This is a genomic window from Brevundimonas sp. (genome assembly GCF_003248455.1).
Taxonomy (GTDB): domain Bacteria; phylum Pseudomonadota; class Alphaproteobacteria; order Caulobacterales; family Caulobacteraceae; genus Brevundimonas.
The window spans coordinates 1-25208 of the sequence record NZ_QFNM01000038.1 but is presented as its reverse complement, the minus strand read 5'-3'; the positions used below and the strand labels follow the sequence as shown (position 1 = coordinate 25208).

The window sequence follows — 25208 nt, the reverse complement described above, 5'->3', positions numbered from 1 at the left end:
TCCCTCCCGCGCCCTTTCCTGTGATGTAGGCGCCCTGTTCAGATCACCTATAGCGCGTCCAGGCCGTAGGCCGAATGCAGGGCGCGCACGGCCAGTTCGGCGTAGGCGGCGTCGATCAGCACGCTGATCTTGATCTCGGACGTCGATATGGCCTGGAATTTGACGCCCTTGTCGGCCAGGGCCTTGAACATGGTCTGGGCGACGCCCGCATGGCTCCTCATGCCCACGCCCACGACCGAGACCTTGGCCACGTCCTCGTCGACGCGGATCTCCTCGAAGGCCAGCTCGGCCTGGGCGGCCTTCATGATGTCGGCGGCGCGCACGGCGTCGCGGCGGCCCGTGGTGAAGGTCAGGTTGACCGTACCCGCGGTGCGGGCCTGGCTCTGGACGATCATGTCCACGTTCACATTGGCCTCGGCCAGGCGGGTGAAGACGTCGGCGGGGGCGTCGACCCGGTCCGACAGGCCCAGCAGGGTGATCCGGGCCTCGTCGCGGCTCATGGTCACGCCGGACACGATGCGTTTTTCCACGATCTCCTCCTCGTCGCAGATCAGGGTGCCGGCCTCGTGGGGCAGGGCGCCGTTTTCGTCAGGTTCGATAAAGCTGGACAGCACGCGCACCGGCACCTGTTTGGCCATGGCCAGTTCGACCGATCGCGTTTGCAGCACCTTGGCCCCCAGGGACGCCATCTCCAGCATCTCCTCGAAGGAGATGCGGTTCAGCCGGCGCGCCCGGCTCTCGATGCGGGGATCGGTCGTATAGACGCCGTCCACGTCGGTATAGATGTCGCACGGGCATTCCAGCGCCGCCGCCACCGCCACCGCCGAGGTGTCGGACCCGCCGCGGCCCAGGGTGGTTATCTTGCCCTCCGGGGTCACGCCCTGGAAGCCGGGAATGACGGCGATCTGGCCGGCGTCCAGGGCGGCGCCCAGTTTCGCGGCGGGAATGTCGACGATGCGGGCGCGGCCATGGGCGTCGTCGGTGACGATCGGCACCTGCCAACCCATCCACGACCGAGCGTCCAGCCCCATGTTGCGCAGGGTCATGGCCAGAAGGCCCGACGTCACCTGCTCGCCCGAGGCGACCACCACGTCGTATTCGTCGTCCGACAGGGGCAGGCCGGCGGCGGCCGGACCGGCGCCGTCGGTCCAGGCGACCAGTTCATTGGTCTTGCCGGCCATGGCCGAGACCACCACGGCGACCTTCTTGCCGGTCGCGGCCTCTGCGGCGACGATGCGCGCCGCGCGGCGGATGCGTTCGAGGTCGCCCATCGAGGTGCCGCCGAACTTCATCACCAGCCTTGTCGTCGCAGATCGTGAAGAATCAGGCCGCGTCATCGTGGCGTTCCGCCCCCTGCTTGCGTGAAAGGCCGCAAAGGTTCATCCCTCGCGTCATGACCGCTTCTAACGGCGCCGCCTCGCCTCGCCTACCCCGTTCCGGGCAGGGTTTCTCGCAAAATTCGTCCGAAGCCGCTTTCGGCCCATCGATCGATCCGGCGGACGTGGCCCGCTTCTCGGCCCAGGCGGCCGAATGGTGGGACGCCCGCGGGCCGTTCGCGCCGCTGCATCGGTTCAATCCGGCGCGTCTGAAGCTGATCCGCGAACAGCTGTGCGCCCGTCTGGGCCGCGATGCGGGCGCGATCCGCCCGTTCGAGGGGCTGACCCTGCTGGACGTCGGCTGCGGCGGCGGGCTGATCGCCGAGCCGATGCGGCGGATGGGCTTCGACGTCACGGCCATCGACGCCTCCAGCGAGAACATCGGCACCGCCCGCGCCCATGCGGACATGGTCGGTCTGGACATCGCCTATCGCGCCGCCACGGTCGAGCAGATCGAGGCCGAGGGCGCGGGGCCGTTCGACGTGGTCCTGACCATGGAGGTGATCGAGCACGTCGCCGACCCGGAAGCCTTCGTGCGCGCCTGTTCGCGTCTGGTTCGGCCGGGCGGGGTGATGATGGTCGCCACCCTGAACCGCACCCTGAAGTCCCTGGCCCTGGGCAAGGTCGCGGCCGAATACATCCTGCGCTGGGTGCCCGCCGGCACCCACGACTGGCGCCAGTTTCTCAAGCCCGAAGAGATCCGCGCCATGCTGGCCGCCGAGCCGGTGACGGTCGAAGGCCCCTACGGCCTGAACTACGACCCGCTGAACGACCGCTGGAGCCCGTCGGACGACGCGGGGATCAACTATATGATGGTCGCCACGCGAGCCGCATGACCGGCGTCGTCGTCACGGGCGGACCTGGTTCGGGCAAGACCAGCCTGATCGAGGCGCTGGCGAACCTGGGCTACGACGTCGAACCCGAGGCCGGCCGCGCGATCATCCGCCAGCAACAATCGGTAGATGGTCCCGCCCTGCCTTGGCGAGACCGCGCGCTGTTTGCGCAGCGCATGCTAGAGCATGACATCGAAGCGCATGACCGCAGTCGAGCCAACGGCCTTGTCTTTCACGATCGCGGTCTGCCCGACGTCATCGGCTATCTGACCCTTTGCGGCCTGCCGGTCCCCGATCACATGTCCGATGCGGCGCGCATGCTGCGATATCACCCCACAGTGTTCATTGCTCCGCCCTGGCCCGAAATCTTCGGACAAGACGCTGAGCGACGTCAGGATTTCGACGAGGCGAAACGCACCTATGAAGCCATGGCGGCGGTCTATCCCCACTATGGATATCGCCTCGTAGAAATGCCGAAGGCGACCATCGCCGAGCGGGTCGCCTTCGTTCTCGATCAGGTGGTCTGAGCCGCCATCACACCTTGGCGGCGCGGCCTCGCGTCCAGGAATACAGTCCGATCACCGCCACGGCGAAGCCGAAGATGCCCGCCAGCATGGCCGGCCAGGCCGAACCCTCGGGCAGCATGGCGAAGGGCGCGTCGTCGCGGGTGGCCACGATGACGCCGGCGGTGAAGACGCCGAACAGGCTCTCGCCCACGATCAGGCCCGAGGCCAGCAGCACCCCCATCCGCCGCGCCACATCGGCGTAGCGGGTGCTGGAGACGGCCTTGTCGTAGATCCAGCCGCAGACCGCGCCGATGACCAGCATGGTGGTGACGGCGGCCGGCAGATAGAAGCCGATCCCGACGGCCAGGGGCGGCAGCTTGATCTTGCCGTTCGTGGCCTTGGAGACCACGGCGTCCAGCACGATGATGACCGCGCCGATCGCCGCGCCCAGGCCGATCAAGTCCCAGCGCAGGTCGCCGCCGATGACGCCGCGCGCCAGGGCCGAGATCAGGGTGGCCTGGGGCGCCGCCAGGGTCTTGACGCCTTCGACGATGGCGGGCGGGCCGCCCTCGAAGCCGAAGGCCTGGTTCAGCAGGTTCAGGATGAAGGGGATCACCAGGGCGCCGGCGCCGACGCCGACGATCAGCGCCACCTGTTGCCGCCACGGCGTCGCCTCGACCAGCTGGCCGGTCTTCAGGTCCTGAAGGTTGTCGTTGGCGATGACGGCCACGGCGAAGACGACCGCCGTCACGATCAGGGCGAAGGCGATGATGGACGGATCGGCCGGCACGCCCGCGACGGCCATGACGCCCAGCATCAGCAGCGAGGCGATGACGATGGCCAGGATGCCGACGCCCGACACCGGGCTGTTGGACGAGCCGATCAGGCCGGCCATGTAGCCGCAGATGGCCGCCACGGCGAAGCCGATCAGCACCACATAGACCAGGCCGCCGATCACCAGCAGCGGGGTCGAGGCGGCCAGGGCCGGGGCGCTCTGGGCGAACCAGGCCAGCAGGCCGGCGATCCCGATCAGGCAGACCACCGAGACCCCGCCGACCAGCTTGATCGGCAGGTCCTGTTCCGTCCGCTCCAGCACTTCGCCATGGGCGCGGCGGGCGTTGGCGGCCAGGGCCGAGGTCAGGCCGCCGATCAGCGGCCCGGCCAGTTTGATCAGGGTCCAGATCGCGGCGACGCCGATCACGCCGGCGCCCATGAACCGCACCTCGCGCGCCCAGACGGTGCTCGCCAGCTCTTCGGCCGGCGCCCCGGCCGGCAGGGTCGAGGCGATGGACGGGATCCCGTGCGCCGTCAGCCAGGCCACCGTGTCGGGGCTGGTCAGGATCGGCACGGCGACCGCCCAGGCCAGGACCAGGCCGAACAGCTGGGCCAGGCCCACGGTCAGGCCGATCAGATGTCCGGCGCCCAGAAGCGCGAACTGCATGCCGAAGCCCATGCCGGTCGCTCCGCCGCCCAGGGCCGCGGGCAGTTTGAAGAACCGGGCCGCCTCGCCGGCGAACACCCGCCCCGCGACCAGCAGGGCGTAGCCGGCCGAGACGACGGCCCCGGCGACCACGACCCACAGGCCGGACTTGTTCTCGCGCACCGCGCTTTCGGTCTGTTCGGCCCCGCGCGAGCCGACCTTCAGCACCTCGGCGGCGGCGACGCCTTCGGGATAGGGCAGGCCGCCGTTGACGACCAGGGCCCGGCGCAGCGGGATCGAGAAGGTCACGCCCAGGACGCCGCCCAGGATGCAGATGGCCACCGACTGCCAGAACGGGAACTCCAGCCACCAGCCGATCATCACCAGGCCGGGCAGGACGAAGATGATCGAGCTCATGGCCCCGCCGACCGAGGCCACGGTCTGGACGGTCATGTTCTCCCAGATGGTCGAGGTGCGGAAGGCCCGCAGCACCGCCATCGAGATCACCGCCGCCGGAATGGCCGAGGCGAAGGTCAGGCCGACCAGCAGGCCCAGATAGGTGTTGGCGGCGGTGAAGATCACCGCCAGCAGACAGCCCAGCACCAGGGCGCGGAGCGTCAGTTCGAGCCGGCCCTTCGGGGCGGCGGAGGCGTCTGTCATAGAAAGGGGTCCCACGTTCGCGCGGACCGTAAGCGCATTATGTCGCAGGCGGCAACACGTCTCGGTTCGCGCGGCGGGCGACGCGACGCGGATCGGGCCGCCTTGGCCTGGCCCTCGGGGCGGGCTACGACCCGTCCATGCCCGAACTTCCCGAGGTCGAAACCGTCCGCCGCGGCCTGACGCCGGTGCTTCAGGGCGCGCGGCTGTCGCGCGTCGGGATCAACCGGCCCGACCTGCGTTTCCCCTTCCCCGAGCGGTTCGTCGAGCGGCTGGAGGGGGCGACGGTCCAGCTGATCGAACGTCGGGCCAAATATCTGCTCATGCCCCTGTCGACCGGAGAGACCTGGATCGCCCATTTAGGGATGACCGGCCGCTTCACCCTGGATGGAGCGCAGCTCGGCGAGTTCGAGGAGCCGGCCCCCATCGCCGGCAAGCACGAACATTTCACCGCCTGCGCCGTGCGCGACGGCGCGGCGACCCGCATCGGCTACGCCGACGCCCGACGCTTCGGCTTCATGGGCCTGATCCCCAGCGATCAGGTCGAGACCCATCCCTGGTTCGCCGGCCTGGGTCCCGAACCCTTGGGCGCCGGCTTCTCCGGTGCCCATCTGATCCAGGCCTTCGCCGGCAAGACACAGAACATCAAGGTGTCCTTGCTTGACCAGCGGATCGTCGCCGGCCTGGGCAACATCTATGTGTGCGAGGCGCTGTACCGCGCCCGCATCTCGCCCCTGGTGGCGGCCGGGTCGGTGTCGAAGGCGCGGCTGGAGCGTCTGGCGATCCAGGTCCGCGACGTGCTGAACGACGCCATCGCGGCGGGCGGTTCGACCTTGCGCGACTTCGCCAACGCCGAGGGCGGCCAGGGTTATTTCCAGCACCGGTTCGACGTCTATGGCCGCGAGGGCGAGCCGTGCCGGGGGCAGGGCTGCGCAGGCGTCGTCGCCCGCATCGTCCAGGGCGGCCGCTCCACCTTCTACTGTCCGTCCTGCCAGAAACCTTAGGCCCGAGAGGTTCGACCCATGCGCAAGATTCACCTCTGGATCAGTCTGGTCGTCGGCCTTCTGGTCTGGGGCGCCTATTTCGTCCATTTCGTCCAGGGGGTGCGGTCGGGCGACCTGTCGGACCTGGTCTGGTGGTTCGTCGCGGCCCTGGTCGTCGCCGCCCTGGCCGAGGCCGCCGCGACCGGTCTGATCGCCCGCCTGTTCCGCCGTCGCGCCCGGGTGCTGGACGAGGGGCCGACCCTGTCGGCCGCCTTGAAGGCCGGCCATGTCGCCCTGATGCTGCTGGTCGGGCTGATCCTGCTGACCGCCCTGATCCTGGCTTTGTCGTCCGTCTTCGGCTGGAGCCTGGACCTGGCGGCGCCGCGCGGACAGGTGATCGCGGCCAATCTGCTGCTGGCCCTGGTGGTCGTCGCCGAACTGGTCCGCGCGGCCCTGACCCTGGCGCTGATGCCGCGCCGCTAGCGGGTCCGGCAGCGCCGCTATATGACCGCCCTCAAAAGGAGATCGACCATGTCCGACGCCTATTCCAACCTGCTGATCGAACGCAGCGAAGACGGCTATGCCGTCGTCACCCTGAACAGGCCCGAGGCGCTGAACGCCCTGAACGCGGCCCTGTTCAAGGATCTGGCCGACTTCCTCGACAGCGTCGAACACGACGACGGCGTGCGCTGTCTGATCCTGACCGGCTCGGGCGACAAGGCCTTCGCCGCCGGCGCCGACATCAAGGAGATGGCGGACCAGACCTACGCCCAGATGTACACGGCCAACTATTTCGCCCTGGGCCACGACCGCATAACCCGCTTCAGGAAGCCGATCATCGCCGCCGTCAACGGCTTCGCCCTGGGCGGCGGCTGCGAACTGGCCATGCTGTGCGACTTCGTCGTCGCCTCGGAGAAGGCCCGGTTCGGCCAGCCCGAGATCAATCTGGGCGTCGCCCCCGGCATCGGCGGCTCGCAACGCCTGACCCGTCTGGTCGGCAAGTCCAAGGCCATGGACATGGTCCTGACCGCCCGCATGATGGACGCGGCCGAAGCCGAACGCGCCGGTCTGGCCTCGCGCGTCTTCCCGCACGAGACCCTGATGGAGGAGACGCGCAAGATCGCCGCCCGGATCGCCGCGCAAAGCCCCCTGGCGGTCATGGCCAACAAGGAGATGGTCAACGCCGCCCTGGAGACCACCTTGACGCAAGGCGTCCAGTTCGAGCGTCGCCTGTTCCACTCCCTGTTCGCCTTCGAGGATCAGAAGGAAGGCATGTCCGCCTTCGTCGAAAAGCGCAAACCCGAGTTCAAGGGCCGCTGAACCGTCAACCGATCGCCGTGATCGGGCGTTAGGCGGGGATCATGTTTCGTCTCCTCGTTCTCCTGCTGGTCGCCCCGTGTCTGGCGGTCGCGCTTATGACCGCGCCTGCTAGGGCCCAGGCCCAGGCCCAGGCGCAGGTTCAGACCCGGCCCTTCGCCTCGGACCGGATCATCGTCGAGACGCGCGGGTCCGGGCCGGACGTCGTCTTCATCCCGGGCCTGGGGTCGACCGGCGCGGCCTGGCGCGCCACGGCGGATCGGCTGGACGACCGCTATCGCGTGCATCTGGTCACGCTGCGCGGCTTCGGCGGCACCGCCATCGACGGCAACGCCGACGGCGGCCTGGCGGGGCCGGCGGCGGCCGAAATCGAGCGCTACATCCGCGAGCAGCGGATCGAGCGCCCCGCCCTGATCGGCCATTCGCTGGGCGGCCAGATCGCCCTGCGCGTCGCCGCCGACATGGGCGGGCGGGTGGGGCGGGTGATGGTGGTCGATTCCTCGCCCTTCTTCCCGTCCCTGGTCGATTCGCGCGCCACCTCGGCCCAGGTCGAGCCGCTGGCCCGTCTGGGCTATCAGGCCCTTCTGCTGTTCGGCGACCAGGCCTTGAAGAGCCAGGCGGCGACCCTGGGCGTCGACATGGGTCTGGCCGGCGACATGGTGTTCCAGGGCCTGGGGCTTCAGGGCGGCGACCGGCGGGTCCTGGCCCAAGGTCTCTACGAGGCCCTGACCGTCGATCTGCGCCCGCGCCTGGCCCAGATCACGGCGCCGGTCACGGTGGTCTATGGCTGGACCCGCGATCCCGAAAATCCGCGCAACCGGCTGGAGGGCCTCTATCGCTACGGCTTCCAAGGGCTGCGTCAGCCGCCCCGCTTCGAACGGATCGAGGGGGCGGGCCACCAGGTCATGATCGAACAGCCGTCGGCCTTCCTGGCGGCGGTGCGCCGCTTCCTGGCCTGAGGCTCAGGGTTCGGGCTTCAGGGCGTCGATCACCACGCCTTCGGTCAGCAGTTGCGGCAGGATCTCCGGCTCGGTCCGGCCGGGCCGATAGACCAGATAAAGGGGCACCCCCGACCGGCCGTGCGCCTGAAGCTCGCGGGTGACGGCGTCGTCGCGGCGCGTCCAGTCCCCGACCAGATAGAGGGCGTTCGCCCGCTTGATCGCCTGGGCCACGCGCGGCGACGACAGGGCGGCCCGTTCGTTGATCTTGCACGTCACGCACCAGTCGGCGGTCAGATTGACCAGCACCGGCCGTCCCTCGGCCCTCGCCTGGGCCGTCGCCGCCGCCGACCAGGGCTGGGCGGCCAGGGGGCCGCCTTCGCCTGCGGGCGCGGGGTCGGCGGTTCGCGCCGCCCCGGCCGCGACCCCGGCCAGCCCCAGCGCCAGGACCCCGGACAGGGCGGCGCAGATCGTCGCCATCGCCGGCCGCCGCCCATGCTGGCGCGCGTCCTGGGCCAGGCCCGCCAGCCAGGCGGCGAAGGCCAGCAGCAGCGCCGCCGTCAGCAACAGGCCCAGGGCGTCGATCCCGCCCTGTTTCGTGAACACCCAGACCAGCCACAGGGCCGCGCCATACATCGGAAAGGCCAGGACGCCCTTCAGCCGCGTCATCCAGGCGCCGGGCCGGGGCAGGCGCGCCAGCAGGGCGGGCGACAGGCTTATCGCCAGATAGGGCAGGGCCAGCCCCAGCCCCAGCATCAGAAACACCGCCAGCGCCAGGGGCCAGGCCAGCACCAGGGCCGCGCCCAGGGCCGCCGCCATGAAGGGCGCGGTGCAGGGGGCCGCGACGACGACGGCCAACACGCCGGTGAAGAAGGCGCCGGCCGCGCCGGGCAGGCGCGACAGGGGCCCGGACCCGGCGCTCTGCAACCCGGCCCCGACATGGAAGACCCCGGACAGGTTCAGCCCGACCAGCAGCATGGTCAGGGCCAGGGCCGCCACCACGCCCGGCGACTGCAGCTGGAACCCCCAGCCGACGGCCTGGCCCGCCGCCCTCAGCGCCAGCAGCGCCCCGGCCAAGACCAGGAAACTGGCCAGCACCCCGGCGGCGAAGGCCAGGCCGTCGCGGCGCGCCCGGCGCGGATCGTGCGCCGCCGCCGACAAGGACGCCGCCTTCATCGCCAGCACGGGGAAGACGCAGGGCATCAGGTTCAGCACCAGGCCGCCCAGCAGCGCCAGCCCCATCGCCTGGACGAAGCGCCATGCGCCGCCGCCGCTTGGCGGGGCGTCCTCGTCCTGCAAGGGGGCCAGGCCGCCCCGGCCCTGGGCGCCCGGCAAGGGCGGGCCGGGACGGGCCTCGATCTCCCAGGCCCCCTTGTCGGTCGCCAGAACGCCCGTCAGGGCCGTGTCCGCGCCGCGCTTTCCAGGCGTCAGGCTCAGGGTCAGGCCGTCGGGGCCGACCTGGCCGGTCTGGGGCGCCGCATGGTCGATGCGGTCGCCGTCATAGGGAAAGAAATAGGCCTGGCCGACGTCGCCGCCCGCCAGCGGTCCGCCCGTCGCCGTCAGGACCAGCCGTCCGTCCCGCCCCGTCAGCCGCGCCTCGATCCCGGCCGGGCGCGGCGCGGTCTCGACCAGCCGCTCGATCTCGGCGCCCCACGGGCGGGCCAGGGGGGCGGCGCCTTCGCGCACCGGCAGGGCCAGCGACAGGGTCAGGGGCTGGGGCACGCACATCTGGTCGCTGCACACCAGAAACAGCGCGTCCGCCGTCAGGGTCAGGACCTCGCCCGGCCGGGCCGAAGCCGGCACATGGATCGGCACCGGCAACAGCACCTCGCCCGAATAGCCGTAGTTCATCAGGCTCATCAGCCGCTGGCGGCGGGGCAGGGGCCACAGGATCGGATCGACCGCGACCCCGGCGGGCAGGGTCCAGGTCAGGCTGGTGGCCCCGCCGCTGTCGCCGGGATTGCGCCAATAGGTGTGCCAGCCGGGCGCGATCTTCTGTCGCACCGCCACAACCGTCGTCGATCCGGGCGCGGCCCATTGCGACAGGGGCACCAGTTCGGCCTCGATCCGTTCCGTGCGCTGCGGCCCGAAGGCGACCCGGCCCGTCGCCGGCCCCGCGACCGGCCCCGCGACTGGCCCAGCGACCGGCCCCGCGACCGGCTGGGCGACGACCGCCCCCGCCGACAGCAGAAGCCACAGAAGGCCGAACAGAAGGGGGAGCGAACGCAAGGGCGGCGGTATCCGAAATGGCGGGCGGGGCGGACCGACCTCTAACCCCTCCGTCCCCCGCGCGCCATCGTCGGCTTAGCGCGGCACGGCCTCGATGATCACCTCGGCGCGACGGCGCAGCAGTTCGTCCGCGCCCGACGGCGTCACGGCGCCCGCATCGCCCACGGCGTTCAGTTCAAAGGCCGGGGCGGGCATCCCGGCGCGGGCCAGGGCGTCCGCCACCGCCCGCGCGCGCCGCTGCGACAGGCTCAGATTGACGTCCGGCGCGCCCGTGGCGTCGGCCAGGCCGATCACGCGCACGCGCTGGATGCGGCAGTCCCTGGCCTTTTCGGCGGCGGTGTTCAGCAGCAGGGTCGCCGCATCGGTCAGCCGCGCCTGGTTCTCCACGAAATAGACGTCGAACCGGCCCGAAGCGCAGATCGATTCCCCCACCACCAGGTCCGTCCGCTTCGCCGTCGGCGCACAGGCCGCCATCCCCGCGACCGTCAGCGCCGCCAAGCCGATCCGGCCCGCAGCCCCTTTCGCAAACTTCATCTCAGCCCTCCCGCCGGCGAACCGGCCCAATATGCCCCAATATGCAAAGAGGCGGCCTGTCCGTGCACAAGCCGCCTCTTCGACGTGGCGCCGGTCCGCGTCCCGCGATCCGACGCATTTCGAAGCGGTCAGTAACGACGCTGGCCGTTGTCCCAGTAGCATTCGTCCTGGCGGTTGTCGTAGCAGTAGTAGTAGCGGCCCTGGCTGTCGCGATAGCGCTGCTGGTTGTTGCGGTCCTGGCTCGAACCGCGGATCGCGCCGGCCGCGCCGCCCAGGGCGCCGCCGATCAGGGCGCCGGTGGCTGCGTTGCCGCCGCCGACATTGTTGCCGATGATGGCGCCGGCGACCGCGCCGAGGCCGGCGCCCACCGCGCCCTGGCGGACGGTCTGGTTCGGGCCGCTGTTGTAGCCGTACGGGTCGCTGGCGCAGGCCGAAGCCAGCAGCCCGGCGCCTGCAATCGCGATGATCGCCTTGTTCATGGTGAAATCCTCTTGCCTGGGTGTCGCCCCTTGAGCCCAAACGTGATGTCCCGGCATAGGTTCCCCCCGTCAAGCGAAATATGGCTACGCTTGTTCGGAACGGGCGGGGCTGCAAGGCGTTCGGCCGACATGACCGATGTTTCGACCCCGCCCGCCCATGCCGCGGACACCCGCGCCCTGACGCCGCACGCGCCGCTGAAGCAGGCGGTGATGCTGGTCAATCCGCTGTCGGGCGGCGTGGGGCCGCGCGCGGTCGCCGAGGCCGAGGCGATCCTGGCCGACTACGATCTGGAGGCCAAGGTCGTCACCCTGGAGGCGGGGGCGTTCGACGAGGCGATCGCCGAGGCCTTCGCCGCGAGGCCCGACGTCATCTTCGTGCTGGCCGGGGACGGGACCGCGCGCTCGGTGGCGTCAAAGGCCAAGCCGAACGGCCCGATGATCGCCCCCCTGCCGGGCGGCACGATGAACATGTTGCCCAAGGCGCTTTACGGCACGGCCGACTGGAAGCTGGCGCTGAGGCGGGCGCTGGAGGAGGGCGAGGCCCAGTCCGTCTCGGGCGGCGAGGTCCAGGGCGAGTATTTCTACTGCGCGGCCATCCTGGGGTCGCCCGCCCTGTGGGCGCCGGCGCGCGAGGCCATGCGCACCGGGAAGATCAGACTGGCCTGGCAATACGGTCGGCGCGCGCTGAAACGCGCCTTTTCCGGCCGATTGCGCTTCACCCTGGACGGCGGCGACAAGCGGCGCTCGGAGGCGCTGGTGCTGATCAGCCCGATGATCTCCAAGGCGATGGAGGAGCCCGTCGGCCTGGAGGCGGCGGCCATGGACCCGTCGGACGCGACCCAGGCCTTCCGCCTGGCCGCCAACGCCCTGTTCAGCGACTGGCGCCACGACCCCGCCGTCTCGACCCGCCCGGCCCGGCGGATCGAGGTGCGGGCGCGCTCCAGAATCCCCGCCGTGATCGACGGCGAGCCGCTGCTGCTGAAGCCCGAGGCCGTGATCCGCTTCGTGCCCAAGGCCTTCAAGGCCCTGGCGCCCAAGCCGCCGTCGGCCGAGGACAGCCTGTAATGGGGCGCATTCTCCAGTTTTCCGACGTCCATTTCGGATGCGAGCACAAACACGCCTGCGCCGCCGCCCTGGACTACGCCCACGCCACGCCCAACGATCTGGTGCTGATCACCGGCGACATCACGCAGAAGGGCTTCCCGGACGAGTTCAAGGCCGCCGGGGCCTGGATGCGCGCCATGCCCGAGCCGCGCTTCGTCATCGTCGGCAATCACGACGTGCCCTACTGGGACGCGGTGGCGCGGATCTTCCATCCCTGGCGCGCCTTCGAGACGGAGACGGGCTTTCCCGCCCACGACGGCCAGTTCCGCAGCGATGCGGTCATGGTGCGCGGCGTCGTCACCGCGCGCGGCTGGCAGGCGCGGCCCAACTGGTCCAAGGGCGTGATCGACCTGGACCAGACCCGGCGCGCGGCCGAGGCGCTGCGCCAGGCGCCCATCGGCGCGCTGCGAATCCTGGCCTGCCACCATCCGTTGATCGAAATGGTGGGCACGCCGATGACCGGCGACGTCAAGCGCGGCGACGAGGCGGCCCTGATCTTCGCCGAGGCCGGGGTCGATCTGATCATGACGGGCCATGTCCATGTGCCCTTCGCCATGCCGATCCCGCTGGCGGACCACTGCTCCTATGCGGTCGGGTGCGGAACCCTGTCGCATCGCGAGCGGGGCTCGCCCCCCGGCTTCAACCAGATCGACTGGGACGCCAAGACCATCACGGTGACGGCCCTGGCCTGGGATGGCATGCGCTACAGCTCGCAGCAGGTCTGGCGGCTGCCGCGTCGTCAGGACACCCGCAAGGCCGCCACCGCCCCCAGTCCGGTCGAGCCCGGCGAACTGGAGAAGGCGGCCGTCTGAACCGTCTCCTCCCCATTTCATGGGGAGGTGGCTCGTAGCGAAGCGGAGAGACGGAGGGGCTCTTTCCGCATCGCCAGTGCTTGGCAGACGTCAAGAACCCCTCCACCGCTACGCGGTCCCCCTCCCCACGCTGTGGGGAGGAGACCTTTGTCCCTACCGGAACGGCGGCTCGTCGAAGGCGCGCAGCTTGCGCGAGTGCAGGCGCGGGCCTTCGCGCCGCATCAGGTCCACCGCCTGGATGCCGATCTGCAGGTGTTCCGAGATCGAGCCTTCGTAGAAGCGGTTGGCCTGGCCCGGCAGCTTGATCTCGCCGTGCAGGGGCTTGTCGGACACGCACAGCAGGGTGCCGTAGGGGACGCGGAACCGATACCCCTGGGCGGCGATGGTGGCGCTTTCCATGTCGATGGCGACGGCGCGGCTCTGGTTGAAGCGCAGGGCCGATTTGGAATAGCGCAGCTCCCAGTTCCGGTCGTCGGTGGTGACGACGGTGCCGGTCCGCAGGCGCAGCTTGACCTCGTCGCCCGGCATGCCGCTGACCGACTTGGTGGCGTCGTAGAGGGCGCGCTGCACCTCGGCGATGGACGGGATCGGGATGTCTGGCGGCAGCACCGCGTCCAGCACATGGTCGTCGCGCAGATAGGCGTGGGCCAGGACGTAGTCGCCGATGGTCTGGCTGGCGCGCAGGCCGCCGCAATGGCCGATCATCAGCCAGACGTGCGGCCGGGTGACGGCCAGGTGGTCGGTGATGGTCTTGGCGTTGGACGGGCCGACGCCGATGTTGACCAGGGTCACGCCCTTATGGTCCGGCGCGGTCAGGTGATAGGCCGGCATCTGGTGCTTCTTCCAGGCCGTGTCGCTGATCGCCGTCTCGGGGTTCGGCGTGTCGCGGGTGATGATGACGCCGCCGGCGCAGGACAGGGTCTCGTAAGGGCTGTCGGGCGACTGCAGCTGTTCGATGGCCCAGCGCACGAACTCGTCGACATAGCGATTGTAGTTGGTGAACAGGACGTAGGACTGGACGTCGTCGACCGGCGTGCCCGTATAGTGTTTCAGCCGCGCCAGCGAGAAGTCGGTCCGCAGGCCGTCGAAGTGCGACAGGGGGAAGTCGCCGCCCATCTCGAACAGGCCGTCCGCGATCTCGTCGCCGATATGGGCCAGGTCGGTGGTCGGAAACCAGCGCGCAAGAGCCGCCGTCATCGACCGGTCCAGCGCGACCTCCAGCCCGTCCGTCACATAGGGGAAGGGGATTTCCTGGCGCGACAGCCCGACCTCGAACGCAGCGTTATACTCCTGCTCCAGCAGACCCAGCTGTTCGGTCAGATAGGGGCGGAAAAGGTCCGGCCGGGTGACGGTGGTGGAATAGCTGCCCTGTTTCGACAGCCGGGCGTAGGCGCGCGGCTCCAGGTCCTGGGGGCGATCGCCGTCCCAGCGGATGCGAAGTTCGGGATAGGCGAACACCCCGTCGGCGCGCTTCAGCGGATCCGGCCGCTCGCCGGTGGCGACGAAGTCCCGCACGGCGTCGCGCAGGTTGGTCACGGATCGGGTGTAGAGGGTTTCGAGGCGGTCCAGCGCCGCCTGTGCTGTCATCTGTTCTGTCATGACTTCCTCTAGCGAAGCTTCTTGGCTTTGGCGAGGCGTCCCGGGTTCAATCTGGATTTCAGCGTGCGACCTCGACTTCCCTGCATCGCAGCAATTTATGACAGGGCTGCGGTTGCGAAATCCGGCAGGAGCGGGCATCTGGCCGCGATGTCGTCTTCCGTCGCGTCAGCCCCCGCCAAGAAGGATCTCGGCTTCGTCGAGTTCGTCTGCCTCATCGCCCTGATGATGGCGCTGAACGCCCTGGCGATCGATTCCATGCTGCCGGCCCTGCCGCACATCGGCGACGAGCTGGGAGTGGCCAACGCCAACAGCCGCCAGTGGGTGGTCACGGCCTATCTGCTGGGCTTCGGCGGCGCGCAGCTGATCTATGGGCCGTTGGCCGACCGGTTCGGCAGGAAGCCCGTCCTGCTGTTCGGCGTGGGCGTCTATGTGGTGTTCAGCCTGCTGGCCACGCTGGCGCCGACCTTCGACACCCTCATCCTGGCCCGCATCGGCCAGGGGCTGGGCAGCGCCTGCACCCGCGTGCTGGCCGTGTCCATCGTGCGCGATCGGTTCGAGGGGCGGACGATGGCCCGGGTCATGTCCTTCAGCTTCCTGGTCTTCCTCGGCGTGCCGATCCTGGCGCCGTCCATCGGCCAGGCGATCATGCTGGTCGGTCCGTGGCGCTGGATCTTCGCCGGCCTGGGCCTGATCGGCGTGGGCCTGATCGTCTGGGCGGCCCTGCGCCTGCCCGAGACGCTGAGGCCGGAGGATCGACTGCCGATCCAGTTCCGTCGCCTGGCCTCGGCCTATCGCATCGCCGTCACCGACCGGACGGCCGTCGGCTACACCCTGGCCATGACGGCCATCACCGGGGCCCTGTTCGGCTTCATCAACTCGTCCCAGCAGATTTTCGCCGACGTCTTCCACGCCGAGGCGGCCTTCCCCGCCATCTTCGCCCTGATCGCGGGCGGCATCGCCGTGGCGTCGCTGGTCAATGCGCGCCTGGTCGTCAGCCTGGGGTCGCGCAAGATTTCGCACACGGCCCTGATCGGCTTCACGGCCGTTTCCGCCGTCCACGCCGTGGTGGCGATCAGCGGCCACGAATCGATCTGGACCTTCGCCGTGCTCCAGACCCTGACCATGTTCTGCTTCGGCCTGATCGCCGGCAACTTCGGCGCCATGGCCATGGAGACGATGGGCCATATCGCCGGCACCGCCGCCTCGATCCAGGGCTTCGTCTCCACCATCGCCGGCTCGCTGCTGGGCTTTGCGGTGGGCCAGCAGTTCGACGGCACGACGGTTCCGATGGCGGCGGGCTTCACCCTGTTCGGCCTGATCGCCCTGGGGTGCGTCCTGTTCGCCGAGCGCGGGCGGCTGTTCCGGTCGCATCACCTGCCGCCGGTCAAGGCCGCCTGACGCGGGTTTCGCGAGGCTTGATCTTTCCGGCGTTTCCGCGCGTTGTCCGGCCAATCGCAACGGTCAGCTCAGGAATGCCTCGATGACGCGCAAAGCGCTCGGTCTCGTCTCCGCCCTCGCCATCGCCGCCGCCTTCGGGGTCGGCGCCTGCTCCACCACGACCGGCGGCGCGTCCCTGGCCCCGCCCGCGGTCGCCCCAGCGCCGGGGCCGGAGGCGGTCGACACCCACACCTACGCCCGGCCCGAGATCGCCCGCGTGGTCGATGTGGCCCTGGACCTGACCGCCGACTTCGACGCCCGGACCCTGTCGGGGACGGCGACGCTGGACATCCTGGCCGCCCCCGGCGCCAACGAGGTGATCCTGGACATCAAGAACCTGGACATCCAGGACGTGCGCGACGCCGCCGGCCAGCCGCTGCGCTTCGTCGTCGGCGACGACGACGCCATCAAGGGCCAGCCCCTGACGGTCTATTTCCCGGCCTTCGCGGAGAACGAGCGGCGCAAGATCGTGGTCCGCTACGCCACCCGGCCCGACGCCTCGGCCCTGCAGTGGCTGAGCCCCAGCCAGACGGCCGGCGGCCAAAAGCCCTATCTGTTCAGCCAGGGCCAGGCCATCCTGACCCGCACCTGGGTCCCGACCCAGGACAGCCCCGGCGTCCGCCAGACCTATTCGGCCCGCATCGTCGCCCCCGACGACCTGACGGTGGTCATGAGCGCCGACCACCTGACCCCGGACGGCGAACCGGCCGGCCCCGGCAGGAAGGCCTGGCGCTTTCGGATGAACAATCCGATCCCGCCCTATCTGATCGCCCTCGGCGTCGGCGACATCGCCTTCGCGCCCTTCGACCGCCGCACCGGCGTCTGGACCGAACCCGGCCGCCTGGCCGCCGCCCAGTGGGAGCTGGAGCCGACAGCCCGGATGGTCGATGCGGCCGAGAAGCTTTACGGCCCCTATCGCTGGGGCCGCTACGACCTTCTGGTCCTGCCGCCCTCCTTCCCGTTCGGCGGGATGGAGAACCCCAAACTGACCTTCGCCACCCCCACCATCGTCGCCGGCGACCGGTCGCTGGTATCGCTGGTGGCGCACGAGCTGGCGCACTCCTGGTCGGGCAATCTCGTGACCAACGCCACCTGGAACGACTTCTGGCTGAACGAGGGGTTCACCACCTATTTCGAGAACCGCATCATGGAATCGATCTACGGCCACGACCGGGCGGTCCAGGAACAGGTGCTGAGCTGGGACGGGCTTCAGGACGAGCTGAAGACCCTGCCGGCGCCCGACACCCGCCTGCATCTGGACCTGACGGGCCGCGATCCCGACGACGGCATGAACACCATCGCCTACGACAAGGGTTCGGCCTTCCTGCGCACCATCGAACGGATCGTCGGCCGGCCCAGGTTCGACGCCTGGCTGCGCGGCTATTTCGACCGCAACGCCTATCGCCCGATGACCACGGCCATGTTCCTGGACGACATCCGCGCCCATCTGGTGAAGGGCGACGCCGGTCTGGAATCCGAACTGCAACTGGACGCCTGGGTCTATCAGCCGGGCCTGCCGTCGAACGCGATCGCGCCCGTGTCGGACGCCTTCACGCCCGTCGACGCCGCCGCCGTGGCCTTCTTCAAGGATCAGGGACCGGCCTCGGCCATTCCGTGGGGCGACTGGAACACCCAGCAGCGCCAGCGTTTCCTGGGCTGGCGGCCCGAGGGGCTGCGCGCGGGCGCCGACTGGCTGACCGCCGCCCAGCTGGCCGATCTGGAGCGGACCCTGAACCTGGCCGACGAGGGCAACAGCGAACTGACCTTCGCCTGGCTGCAGATCGCCCTGGCCCATCGCTATCGGCCGGCCGTCGCCACGGCCGAAAAGTTCCTGACCAGCCAGGGCCGGCGCAAATTCGTCCTGCCCCTGTTCCAGACCCTGTGGAACGAAGGCGACTGGGGCCGGCCCATCGCCCGCCGCATCTACGCCGAGGCCCGGCCGCTGTATCACCCCGTGACCAGCGGCTCGGTCGATCAACTGGTCGGCCGCCCGTAAAGCGACCGCCGTCTCCTCCCCACAGCGTGGGGAGGGGGACCGCGAAGCGGTGGAGGGGCTCTTGACGTCCCACGGACGCAGTTGATGCGGCCGAGAGCCCTCCGTCACGGCCAAGCCGTCCACCCGCCCTCGTCATCCTCGGCCTTGTGCCGAGGATCCATACGCTCGGTCTCAAAGGTCGTGGGACGGCGGCGGACACCGGGATTATGGATCCTCGGCACAAGGCCGAGGATGACGGATTGAGAGGCCGACTCGCCCAGCCATCACAATGCGGCTGGTCGTTTCCTTTCGATTTCAGCCGCTTGTCGAATTATCTCCCCAATCTCCCATCCCTCCTCCGAAACGCGCGTATTCTTGCCCCGTCTCGTCGCATCGGAGGGCTCGCCTGGCCTGCGACCTTGCGGCGGCGGGAGCGGATGGAACGGGGGCGATGGTGAAACTCCATCGCGCCGACATCGACTCATGGAGCGGTGTCGGAGGGTCGAGGGGGATACTCGGCTGTACTCGGGACGGGGTTTCGCACGCGCGGAGCGTCATACCCTTCGTCGAAACGGTACTTACAAACTCACACTCCGGGCGAAGGCCCGGCGCTCCGCCCAGCCCTCCATCCCACTTCGCAGCCGTCCGGCGCGAAGCCGATCAACCGCGTCCGTCCAGTGAATATGCGGCCTCCGTTGCGGTGCGGCGCCCCATCGGCTATCCCGCCGACACCGCTTTTCACTGGAGCTTTCCCATGGCTGACCTCGCCCCCGGCGTCGTGACACTCTTCGGAGGATCGGGCTTCATCGGGTCCCAGGCGGTGCGCGCCCTGGCGCGGCGCGGCTGGCGCATCCGCATCGCCGTGCGCAACCCCGTCCTGGCCATCGAGATCCAGCCGCTGGGCGATCCGGGCCAGATCCAGTTCATGCGCTGCGACGTCACCGACGCCGCCGATGTGGCGGCCGCCGTGCGCGGCGCGGACGCCGTGGTCAATCTGGTGGGCGTCCTGCACGACGCGGGCGGCAAGCGCGGCTTCGACGCCGTCCATGTCGAGGCGGCCCGCACCATCGCCGAGGCGGCCAGGGCGGCCGGCGTGAAGCGTCTGGTGCAGATGTCCGCCATCGGCGCCGACGCCGCCGGCCCCTCGGCCTACGGTCGCACCAAGGCCCAGGCCGAGGCGGCGGTCCGCGCCGTCTATCCCGATGCGGTGATCCTGCGCCCCTCCCTGGTGTTCGGCGCCGGCGACAGCTTCCTGAACCGGTTCGCCTCCATGGCGACGATGTCGCCCTTCCTGCCGCTGATCGGCGGGGGGCAGACGCGGTTCCAGCCCGTCTATGTCGGCGATGTCGCCGAGGCCGTCGCGCGCGCCGTGATCCGCGCCGACGCGGCCGGCCGCACCTTCGAACTGGGCGGGCCGAGCGTTTGCACCTTCCGCGAAGTTCTGGAGCTGGTCCGGCGCGAGACCGGGCGGGACCGCCTGCTGGTCTCCGTGCCCTTCGCCGTGGCCAAGCCGTTGGGTTCGCTGTTGGAGCTGAGCCGGTTCGTCGGTCTGACCCCGCCGCTGACCCGCGATCAGGTGCTGATGCTGGAGCGCGACAATGTCGTGGCCCCGGACGCCCTGGGCCTTGCGGCCCTGGGCGTCGAACATCCGACCGGCATGGCCGCCATCGCCCCCTCCTATCTGTGGCGCTACCGCGTCGGCGGCCAATTCGCCGAAGCCCCGGCGCACTGAGCGGGCTGCGGATTAATCCCCATCCGATGCGACCCCAGGCCGCATTTCGCGGTCTGCGGGACTTCGCTTGCGGGAACAAAGAGCGCACAGATCCAGAATGCCGGCCACGCAGCCCCAATTCTCCCCGGCCGATACGCCTGACCTGAACGACGCGCGGGCCCTGCTGTCGCGCGTGTGGGGCCATGCCGACTTCCGCGGGCTGCAGGGCGAGGTGGTGCGGACGATCCTGTCCGGCGGCGACGTGCTGGCCGTCCTGCCGACCGGCGGCGGCAAGAGCGTCTGCTATCAGATCCCCGCCATACTGCGCCCTGGCCTGGGTCTGGTGATCTCGCCCCTGATCGCCCTGATGACCGATCAGGTCGAGGCGCTGAAACAGCAGGGCGTGGCCGCCGCGCGGCTCGATTCCGGCGTGTCCCTGGACGAACGGTCCGTCATCTGGGCGGCGGCGCGGGCGGGCGAACTGGACCTGCTCTATGTCTCGCCGGAAGGTCTGGCGGCGGGGGCCATGCTGGACCGGCTGTCCGAACTGTCCGCCCAGAACGGCTTGTCGCTGATCGCCATCGACGAGGCCCACTGCGTGTCTCAGTGGGGCCACGACTTCCGCCCTGACTATCGCAATCTGGGCCTGCTGGCCGAGCGGTTTCCCGACACGCCCCGCATCGCCGTGACCGCGACGGCGGACGCCCGAACCCGCGACGACATCCTGCGCTCGCTGCGGCTGGAAGAGGCGACCGTCTTCGTCGACAGTTTCGCGCGTCCGAACCTGCAACTGTCGGCCGAGCGCAAGGAGAGCGCCTCGCGCGCCAAGACCGACGCGCGGGTCATCGAACTGGTGCGCGAGCGGCGGGGCAAGTCGGGCGTCGTCTATTGCGGCAGCCGCGACGGCTGCGACCGCGTCGCCCAGGCTCTGCGCGACGCCGGGACCAACGCCATCGCCTATCACGCCGGCATGGATGCGAAGGAGCGCGACCGCCGCCTGGAACGGTTCCTGGCCGAGGAGGGCGCCGTCATGGTGGCCACCATCGCCTTCGGCATGGGGGTGGACAAGGCCGACGTCCGCTTCGTCATCCACGCCGATCCGCCGGGGTCGCTGGAGGCCTATTGGCAGGAGATCGGACGCGGCGGGCGCGACGGCGAACCGGCCGAGGGGATCACGCTCTACGGCCCGTCCGACATCGCCTGGTCGCTGCGCCGGCTCGACAGCCGCCCGATGGCCGAAGAGGTCAAACAGGTCCAGGTGCGAAAGACCCGCCAGCTGTTCGCCATGCTGGACGGCGCCGTCTGCCGCGCCCAGGCCGTGCGCCGATACTTCGGCGAGACGGATGCGGCCCCTTGCGGCGTCTGCGACATCTGCGGCGACCCGCCCCAGCTGTATGACGCCACCGTCCCGGCCCAGAAGGCGCTGGCGGCGGTGCAGCGGCTGGGCGGGCGGTTCGGCCGCAATCGCGTGATCGACCACCTGACGGCCCGCACCAGGGACGTGCAGCCGTGGGAGCAACAGCTCTCCACCTGGGGCATAGGGCGCGACATCTCCCTGACCTCGTGGCGCGAGATCGTGGATCACCTGCTGTTCGAGGGTCTGCTGGTCGAGGACCCCAACGACGGCAAGCCGCTGGTGGGGCTCGGCGACCCCGAGGCCGTGCGGGCCGTCTATCGGGGCGAGCGTCAGATCGAGGTGCGCCGGGCGCCGCTGCGGGCGGACGCCGCGCCCCGCCGTCGCGACCGTTCGGGCGAGGGGCGCAATGCGGCGCTGGAGACGATGGACGCCGATGTGCGCGCCCGGTTCGAGGCTTTGCGCGCCTGGCGCCGCGACCGCGCGGCGGAACAGCACGTCCCGCCCTATGTCATCTTCCAGGACAAGACCCTGCTGGAGATCGCCCACGCCGAGCCGGGCGACATGGCCAGCCTGGGCGCCATTTCCGGCGTCGGCCAGTCCAAGTTGGATCGCTATGGCAAGGGGGCGCTGGACACGCTGGCCGCCCTTTAGTCCGCGTCAGACTTCCGGCTTGGGCGGGGCGGTGATGACTTCGACATTGTCGTTCAGCAGATAGGACAGTTCCGACAGGGCCGTGGCGCGTTCGGCCGGGCTGGCGGCGGCCTGAACGGCGGCGACCTTCTTGGGCATGTCCTCGGAAATGCCGCGCAGGATGCATTTCAGATCGCCGTCCGTGCCGCGTTCCTTCAGGATCAGGTGGCCCTGCATGTCGAGCGCGGCCAACTGCTCGGCCTGGGCCTTGAAGCCGACGAAGGCCTGGCTGGTGAAGAAGGCGGCGTCGTCGGCGGCCTTGGCGGCCGCCCAGCCGTCCACCACGGCCTTCAGGCTGGACGAACGCGAGACGATGTCGGCGAACAGCGGCTCGCCCGCCACCGAGATCGGCGCGCCGGGAACCGCGGCCGGCTGTTCGGCGGCCAGGGCGACGGCCGGATTGGACATCGCGAGCGCGATTGTGAGAGCAAGGCCGCAGGACATTGAGGTGACTTCCTGTTTCATCGTCGGCTGGGACGTTGAACCTGAATACGCCCCAGCCGTAAACGAGTGTTTACCCTGATTTTCCGCCTGATGGAGCCGACGATGACGACCGACGCCGCCTGGACCGCCTTCGACCAAGCCGCCGCCGAGGCCGCCCGCACGCGGATCGTGGATCAGTTCGTGGCCGATCCCGACCGGCTGTCGCGGATGTCGGTCGAGGCGGCGGGGCTTTATCTGGACCTGTCGAAACAGAGCTGGACCCGCGCGGTCTTCGACGCCTGTCTGGACCTGGCCCGCGCCAGCGACGTGGAGGGGCGTCGCGCCGCCCTGTTCGCCGGCGAGGCCGTCAACCTGACCGAAGGGCGGGCGGTGCTGCACCCGGCCTTGCGCGCCGCGCCGGGCGCCGCCTTCAAGGCCCTGGGCGAGCCGGTCTCGGCCGAGGTGGACGCCGTGCGGGCGGACATGAAGGCCTATGCCGAAGCGGTGCGGTCCGGCGCCGAGGCGGGGGCGACGGGCAAGAAATTCGAGGCGATCGTCCATGTCGGCATCGGCGGGTCGGACCTGGGGCCGCGCGTCGTCTGGGACGCGCTTCGCCCGCTGGACCCCGAGATCGACCTGCGCTTCGTGGCCAACATCGATCCGCGCGACATGGCCGAGGCCCTGACCGGCCTTGATCCCGAAACGACCCTGGTCGTGGTCGTGTCCAAGACCTTCACCACCCAGGAAACCCTGGCCAACGCCGAGGCGGCCAAGGCCTGGCTGGCCGCTTCCTTGCCTTTCGAAGGCATGACGAAACACTTCATCGGGGTGACGGCGGCGCCGGACCGGGCGGCGGCCTTCGGCTGCGGCCGCACCTTCGCCTTCAGGGACTGGGTAGGCGGGCGCTATTCGCTGTGGTCGGCGGTCAGCCTGTCGTGCGCCATCGCCCTGGGCTGGGACGTGTTCGACGAGATGCTGGCCGGCGCCGCCGAGATGGACGACCATTTCGTCTCGGCGCCGCTGGAGAGGAACGCGCCGATCCTGCTGGCTCTGGCCCAGGTGTTCAACGTCGACGGGCTGAACCGTCCGGCGCGGACGGTGGCGCCCTACGCCCACGCCCTGCGTCGCCTGCCGTCCTTCCTCCAGCAGTTGGAGATGGAATCGAACGGCAAGCGGGTGCATCGCGACGGAACGCCGGTGACGCGCCAGACCTGCCCCGTGGTCTTCGGCGAACCCGGCACCAACGGTCAGCACGCCTTCTTCCAGCAGATCCACCAAGGGCCGGAGGTCGTGCCGGCCGAGTTCGTGATCGTCGCCAGGACGCACGAAGACGCGCCCGAGTCGCCCCTCTGGTCCAACGCCCTGGCGCAAGGCCAGGCCCTGATGACAGGCAAGACGACCGAGGCGGCCAAGGCGGAAGGCCTGGCCCAGGGCTTGTCGGAAGACGAGGCGGCCCGCCTGGCGCCCCACCGCACCTTCACCGGCGACCGTCCCTCGACCGCCATCGTCATGGACCGGCTGACGCCCCGGACCCTGGGCGCCCTTTTGGCCCTCTACGAGCACAAGACCTTCGTCGAGGGCGTGATCTGGGACATCAACAGCTTCGACCAGTGGGGCGTCGAACTGGGCAAGGTGCTGGCGAAGGCGATCCTGAAGGATGTCGACGCCGGCGGTCCTTCGGCCGATCTGGACCCCTCCACGGCGGCCCTGATGACGCGGTTGATGGGATAGGGAAAAGGGCCCGGCCTTTCGGCCGAGCCCTTCGGGTTTCAAGCGACGGCGCGCTTACCAGCGGCGGTCATAGCGATAGTCGCGACGGTCGTCTCGGCGATAATCGCGACGGTCGTAGCGGGAATCGTAGCGGCGGCCGTCGTAGCGGTAGTCATAGCCCGAACGGCTGCGGTCGATGCCGTGCTCGCGCTCCCAGTGGCCCTGGTTGCGGTAGCAGCGACCGCCACGATAATATTCGCAGCCGGAACCGCGATTGCTGGCCACGGCGCCCAGGGCCGCGCCGGCCAGGGCGCCGCCCGCGATATAGCTGCCGTCGCCGTTGCCGTAGATGGCGCCGGCCAGACCGCCCACCGCTGCGCCGATCAGGGCGTTTCGCCCGGTGTCGTCGCGGTCGCGGGACTGGGCCGAGGCGGGGGCCGCCATCAGGCTCATGGCCATGACCGGCGCGGCGACGACGGCGGTGATCTTCAGCAGCTTGGACATATCCGTCTCCTTATGTTTCGGGGTCGGCGCCTTTGGAAAGCGCATCGACGTTGAGACGGTTCTAGCCGCCCGCGTCTGAACGCACCGCCAGACCGTCGTTCATCGTGGGTTCACCCTGCCGACCCTGCGCCACAGCCGCGATCCGGCCGCAGGCCTGGCCGCGCGACCGGCGGACGGGCCAGCCGATGTGGATTTGTCGCATTTGTTTCGCGTGTTCCGCCTTGACGGTTTCGGCGTCCGCTCCTACTTGCGCGGTGTTGGCACTCTCGCCGGTCGGCTGCCAAAACGGCGATCGCGAGAGGACCCGTTCACCGTTTCAGAACGCCCCGATCCGGGGGTTTTACAGGGAGAAGTCCGATGGCGTTCCGTCCGCTCGGCGACCGCGTGCTGGTCAAGCGCGTTGAAGAAGAATCCAAGACCAAGGGTGGGATCATCATCCCCGACACCGCCAAGGAAAAGCCGCAGGAAGGCGAAGTCGTCTCCGTCGGCCCCGGCGCCCGTGACGACAAGGGCGTGGTCAACGCCCTGGAACTGAAGGCCGGCGACCGCATCCTGTTCGGCAAGTGGTCGGGCACGGAAGTGAAGATCGACGGCGAAGACCTGATCATCATGAA

At 69.8% G+C, this 25208-nt stretch carries 22 protein-coding genes; 14 read left to right on the top strand and 8 right to left on the bottom strand.

All coding sequences use genetic code 11. The features are described 5' to 3' along the window. Positions 1–47 precede the first annotated feature (47 nt). Complete coding sequence (locus DI624_RS13515; protein WP_291539497.1) at positions 48–1337, bottom strand: aspartate kinase; 1290 nt, start codon at positions 1335–1337, stop codon at positions 48–50. Between the two features lie 56 nt (positions 1338–1393). On the opposite strand from DI624_RS13515, the gene ubiG reads away from it, so the two are divergent. After that, positions 1394–2212, top strand: coding sequence for a bifunctional 2-polyprenyl-6-hydroxyphenol methylase/3-demethylubiquinol 3-O-methyltransferase UbiG (gene ubiG, locus DI624_RS13510; protein ID WP_291539495.1), 819 nt, complete (start codon positions 1394–1396; stop codon positions 2210–2212). Next, on the top strand, positions 2209–2736 hold the full coding sequence (locus tag DI624_RS13505) for an AAA family ATPase (RefSeq protein ID WP_291539493.1): 528 nt from the start codon (positions 2209–2211) through the stop codon (positions 2734–2736). Before ubiG ends, DI624_RS13505 begins: the two co-directional genes overlap by 4 nt. A gap of 7 nt (positions 2737–2743) precedes the next feature. On the opposite strand, the gene DI624_RS13500 is transcribed toward DI624_RS13505, so the two are convergent. Then, positions 2744–4795, bottom strand: a complete 2052-nt coding sequence (locus DI624_RS13500) for an OPT family oligopeptide transporter (protein WP_291539491.1) — start codon at positions 4793–4795, stop codon at positions 2744–2746. A gap of 137 nt (positions 4796–4932) precedes the next feature. Here DI624_RS13500 and mutM point away from each other — a divergent pair, with 137 nt between their 5' ends. Genes mutM through DI624_RS13480 form a run of 4 tightly spaced genes read left to right on the top strand, consistent with a single transcriptional unit; the run spans position 4933 to position 8051 of the window. Next, the gene (mutM, locus tag DI624_RS13495; RefSeq protein ID WP_291539489.1) at positions 4933–5796 is read left to right on the top strand and encodes a bifunctional DNA-formamidopyrimidine glycosylase/DNA-(apurinic or apyrimidinic site) lyase; all 864 of its coding nucleotides are present in this window, start codon (positions 4933–4935) and stop codon (positions 5794–5796) included. Between the two features lie 18 nt (positions 5797–5814). Beyond that, complete coding sequence (locus DI624_RS13490; RefSeq protein WP_291539486.1) at positions 5815–6258, top strand: hypothetical protein; 444 nt, start codon at positions 5815–5817, stop codon at positions 6256–6258. A 48-nt stretch (positions 6259–6306) separates the two neighbouring features. Then, positions 6307–7095 (top strand): enoyl-CoA hydratase-related protein, encoded by a 789-nt coding sequence (locus DI624_RS13485; RefSeq protein ID WP_291539484.1) that lies wholly within the window; start codon positions 6307–6309, stop codon positions 7093–7095. 41 nt (positions 7096–7136) lie between these two features. Next, a complete protein-coding gene (locus tag DI624_RS13480; protein WP_291539481.1) occupies positions 7137–8051 on the top strand; it encodes an alpha/beta hydrolase in 915 nt (304 codons plus the stop codon). Between the two features lie 3 nt (positions 8052–8054). Here DI624_RS13480 and DI624_RS13475 read toward each other — a convergent pair whose 3' ends face one another. From DI624_RS13475 to DI624_RS13465, 3 genes are all read right to left on the bottom strand, one after another. Then, positions 8055–10259 (bottom strand): thioredoxin family protein, encoded by a 2205-nt coding sequence (locus DI624_RS13475; protein WP_291539478.1) that lies wholly within the window; start codon positions 10257–10259, stop codon positions 8055–8057. Positions 10260–10334: 75 nt separating this feature from the next. Beyond that, positions 10335–10793, bottom strand: a complete 459-nt coding sequence (locus tag DI624_RS13470) for an OmpA family protein (protein ID WP_291539476.1) — start codon at positions 10791–10793, stop codon at positions 10335–10337. A gap of 128 nt (positions 10794–10921) precedes the next feature. Beyond that, positions 10922–11272: a glycine zipper domain-containing protein gene (locus DI624_RS13465; RefSeq protein WP_291539474.1), complete on the bottom strand. Its 351-nt coding sequence runs from the start codon at positions 11270–11272 to the stop codon at positions 10922–10924. Positions 11273–11401: 129 nt separating this feature from the next. Between DI624_RS13465 and DI624_RS13460 the strand changes: the two genes are divergently transcribed. After that, on the top strand, positions 11402–12337 hold the full coding sequence (locus DI624_RS13460) for a diacylglycerol kinase family protein (protein ID WP_291539472.1): 936 nt from the start codon (positions 11402–11404) through the stop codon (positions 12335–12337). Beyond that, on the top strand, positions 12337–13188 hold the full coding sequence (locus DI624_RS13455; RefSeq protein ID WP_291539470.1) for a metallophosphoesterase: 852 nt from the start codon (positions 12337–12339) through the stop codon (positions 13186–13188). Before DI624_RS13460 ends, DI624_RS13455 begins: the two co-directional genes overlap by 1 nt. A 153-nt stretch (positions 13189–13341) precedes the next feature. Here DI624_RS13455 and DI624_RS13450 read toward each other — a convergent pair whose 3' ends face one another. Beyond that, on the bottom strand, positions 13342–14787 hold the full coding sequence (locus tag DI624_RS13450; RefSeq protein ID WP_291539468.1) for an AMP nucleosidase: 1446 nt from the start codon (positions 14785–14787) through the stop codon (positions 13342–13344). A 147-nt stretch (positions 14788–14934) separates the two neighbouring features. Here DI624_RS13450 and DI624_RS13445 point away from each other — a divergent pair, with 147 nt between their 5' ends. The 4 genes from DI624_RS13445 to recQ all read left to right on the top strand — a co-directional run bounded on the left by DI624_RS13445 (position 14935) and on the right by recQ (position 21918). Next, positions 14935–16185, top strand: coding sequence for a multidrug effflux MFS transporter (locus tag DI624_RS13445; RefSeq protein WP_291539466.1), 1251 nt, complete (start codon positions 14935–14937; stop codon positions 16183–16185). An 82-nt stretch (positions 16186–16267) separates the two neighbouring features. Beyond that, positions 16268–18220: a M1 family metallopeptidase gene (locus DI624_RS13440; protein ID WP_291539464.1), complete on the top strand. Its 1953-nt coding sequence runs from the start codon at positions 16268–16270 to the stop codon at positions 18218–18220. A 733-nt stretch (positions 18221–18953) separates the two neighbouring features. Beyond that, the gene (locus DI624_RS13435; RefSeq protein ID WP_291539462.1) at positions 18954–19931 is read left to right on the top strand and encodes a complex I NDUFA9 subunit family protein; all 978 of its coding nucleotides are present in this window, start codon (positions 18954–18956) and stop codon (positions 19929–19931) included. Positions 19932–20028: 97 nt separating this feature from the next. Further along, complete coding sequence (recQ, locus tag DI624_RS13430) at positions 20029–21918, top strand: DNA helicase RecQ (protein ID WP_291539460.1); 1890 nt, start codon at positions 20029–20031, stop codon at positions 21916–21918. A 6-nt stretch (positions 21919–21924) separates the two neighbouring features. Here recQ and DI624_RS13425 read toward each other — a convergent pair whose 3' ends face one another. Further along, complete coding sequence (locus DI624_RS13425) at positions 21925–22365, bottom strand: hypothetical protein (protein ID WP_291539458.1); 441 nt, start codon at positions 22363–22365, stop codon at positions 21925–21927. 138 nt (positions 22366–22503) lie between these two features. Between DI624_RS13425 and pgi the strand changes: the two genes are divergently transcribed. Continuing rightward, entirely contained in the window at positions 22504–24111 is a 1608-nt protein-coding gene (gene pgi / locus DI624_RS13420; RefSeq protein WP_291539456.1) for a glucose-6-phosphate isomerase, read from the top strand. A gap of 54 nt (positions 24112–24165) precedes the next feature. Here pgi and DI624_RS13415 read toward each other — a convergent pair whose 3' ends face one another. Beyond that, entirely contained in the window at positions 24166–24594 is a 429-nt protein-coding gene (locus DI624_RS13415; RefSeq protein ID WP_291539454.1) for a hypothetical protein, read from the bottom strand. A gap of 357 nt (positions 24595–24951) precedes the next feature. On the opposite strand from DI624_RS13415, the gene DI624_RS13410 reads away from it, so the two are divergent. Further along, a partial coding sequence (locus DI624_RS13410) for a co-chaperone GroES (protein ID WP_291539452.1) occupies positions 24952–25208 on the top strand: 257 nt, incomplete at its 3' end.

Bases quoted from the DNA above. Each gene is read 5' to 3' on its own strand.
- DI624_RS13515 (WP_291539497.1), bottom strand. From the start codon at position 1,337: ATGACGCGGCCTGATTCTTCACGATCTGCGACGACAAGGCTGGTGATG.
- DI624_RS13440 (WP_291539464.1), top strand. From the start codon at position 16,268: ATGACGCGCAAAGCGCTCGGTCTCGTCTCCGCCCTCGCCATCGCCGCC.
- DI624_RS13470 (WP_291539476.1), bottom strand. From the start codon at position 10,793: ATGAAGTTTGCGAAAGGGGCTGCGGGCCGGATCGGCTTGGCGGCGCTG.
- recQ (WP_291539460.1), top strand. From the start codon at position 20,029: ATGCCGGCCACGCAGCCCCAATTCTCCCCGGCCGATACGCCTGACCTG.
- DI624_RS13465 (WP_291539474.1), bottom strand. From the start codon at position 11,272: ATGAACAAGGCGATCATCGCGATTGCAGGCGCCGGGCTGCTGGCTTCG.
- DI624_RS13415 (WP_291539454.1), bottom strand. From the start codon at position 24,594: ATGTCCAAGCTGCTGAAGATCACCGCCGTCGTCGCCGCGCCGGTCATG.
- mutM (WP_291539489.1), top strand. From the start codon at position 4,933: ATGCCCGAACTTCCCGAGGTCGAAACCGTCCGCCGCGGCCTGACGCCG.
- DI624_RS13425 (WP_291539458.1), bottom strand. From the start codon at position 22,365: ATGTCCAATCCGGCCGTCGCCCTGGCCGCCGAACAGCCGGCCGCGGTT.
- DI624_RS13435 (WP_291539462.1), top strand. From the start codon at position 18,954: ATGGCTGACCTCGCCCCCGGCGTCGTGACACTCTTCGGAGGATCGGGC.
- DI624_RS13500 (WP_291539491.1), bottom strand. From the start codon at position 4,795: ATGACAGACGCCTCCGCCGCCCCGAAGGGCCGGCTCGAACTGACGCTC.
- ubiG (WP_291539495.1), top strand. From the start codon at position 1,394: ATGACCGCTTCTAACGGCGCCGCCTCGCCTCGCCTACCCCGTTCCGGG.
- pgi (WP_291539456.1), top strand. From the start codon at position 22,504: ATGACGACCGACGCCGCCTGGACCGCCTTCGACCAAGCCGCCGCCGAG.
- DI624_RS13460 (WP_291539472.1), top strand. From the start codon at position 11,402: ATGACCGATGTTTCGACCCCGCCCGCCCATGCCGCGGACACCCGCGCC.
- DI624_RS13445 (WP_291539466.1), top strand. From the start codon at position 14,935: ATGTCGTCTTCCGTCGCGTCAGCCCCCGCCAAGAAGGATCTCGGCTTC.
- DI624_RS13455 (WP_291539470.1), top strand. From the start codon at position 12,337: ATGGGGCGCATTCTCCAGTTTTCCGACGTCCATTTCGGATGCGAGCAC.
- DI624_RS13480 (WP_291539481.1), top strand. From the start codon at position 7,137: ATGTTTCGTCTCCTCGTTCTCCTGCTGGTCGCCCCGTGTCTGGCGGTC.
- DI624_RS13485 (WP_291539484.1), top strand. From the start codon at position 6,307: ATGTCCGACGCCTATTCCAACCTGCTGATCGAACGCAGCGAAGACGGC.
- DI624_RS13450 (WP_291539468.1), bottom strand. From the start codon at position 14,787: ATGACAGAACAGATGACAGCACAGGCGGCGCTGGACCGCCTCGAAACC.
- DI624_RS13490 (WP_291539486.1), top strand. From the start codon at position 5,815: ATGCGCAAGATTCACCTCTGGATCAGTCTGGTCGTCGGCCTTCTGGTC.
- DI624_RS13505 (WP_291539493.1), top strand. From the start codon at position 2,209: ATGACCGGCGTCGTCGTCACGGGCGGACCTGGTTCGGGCAAGACCAGC.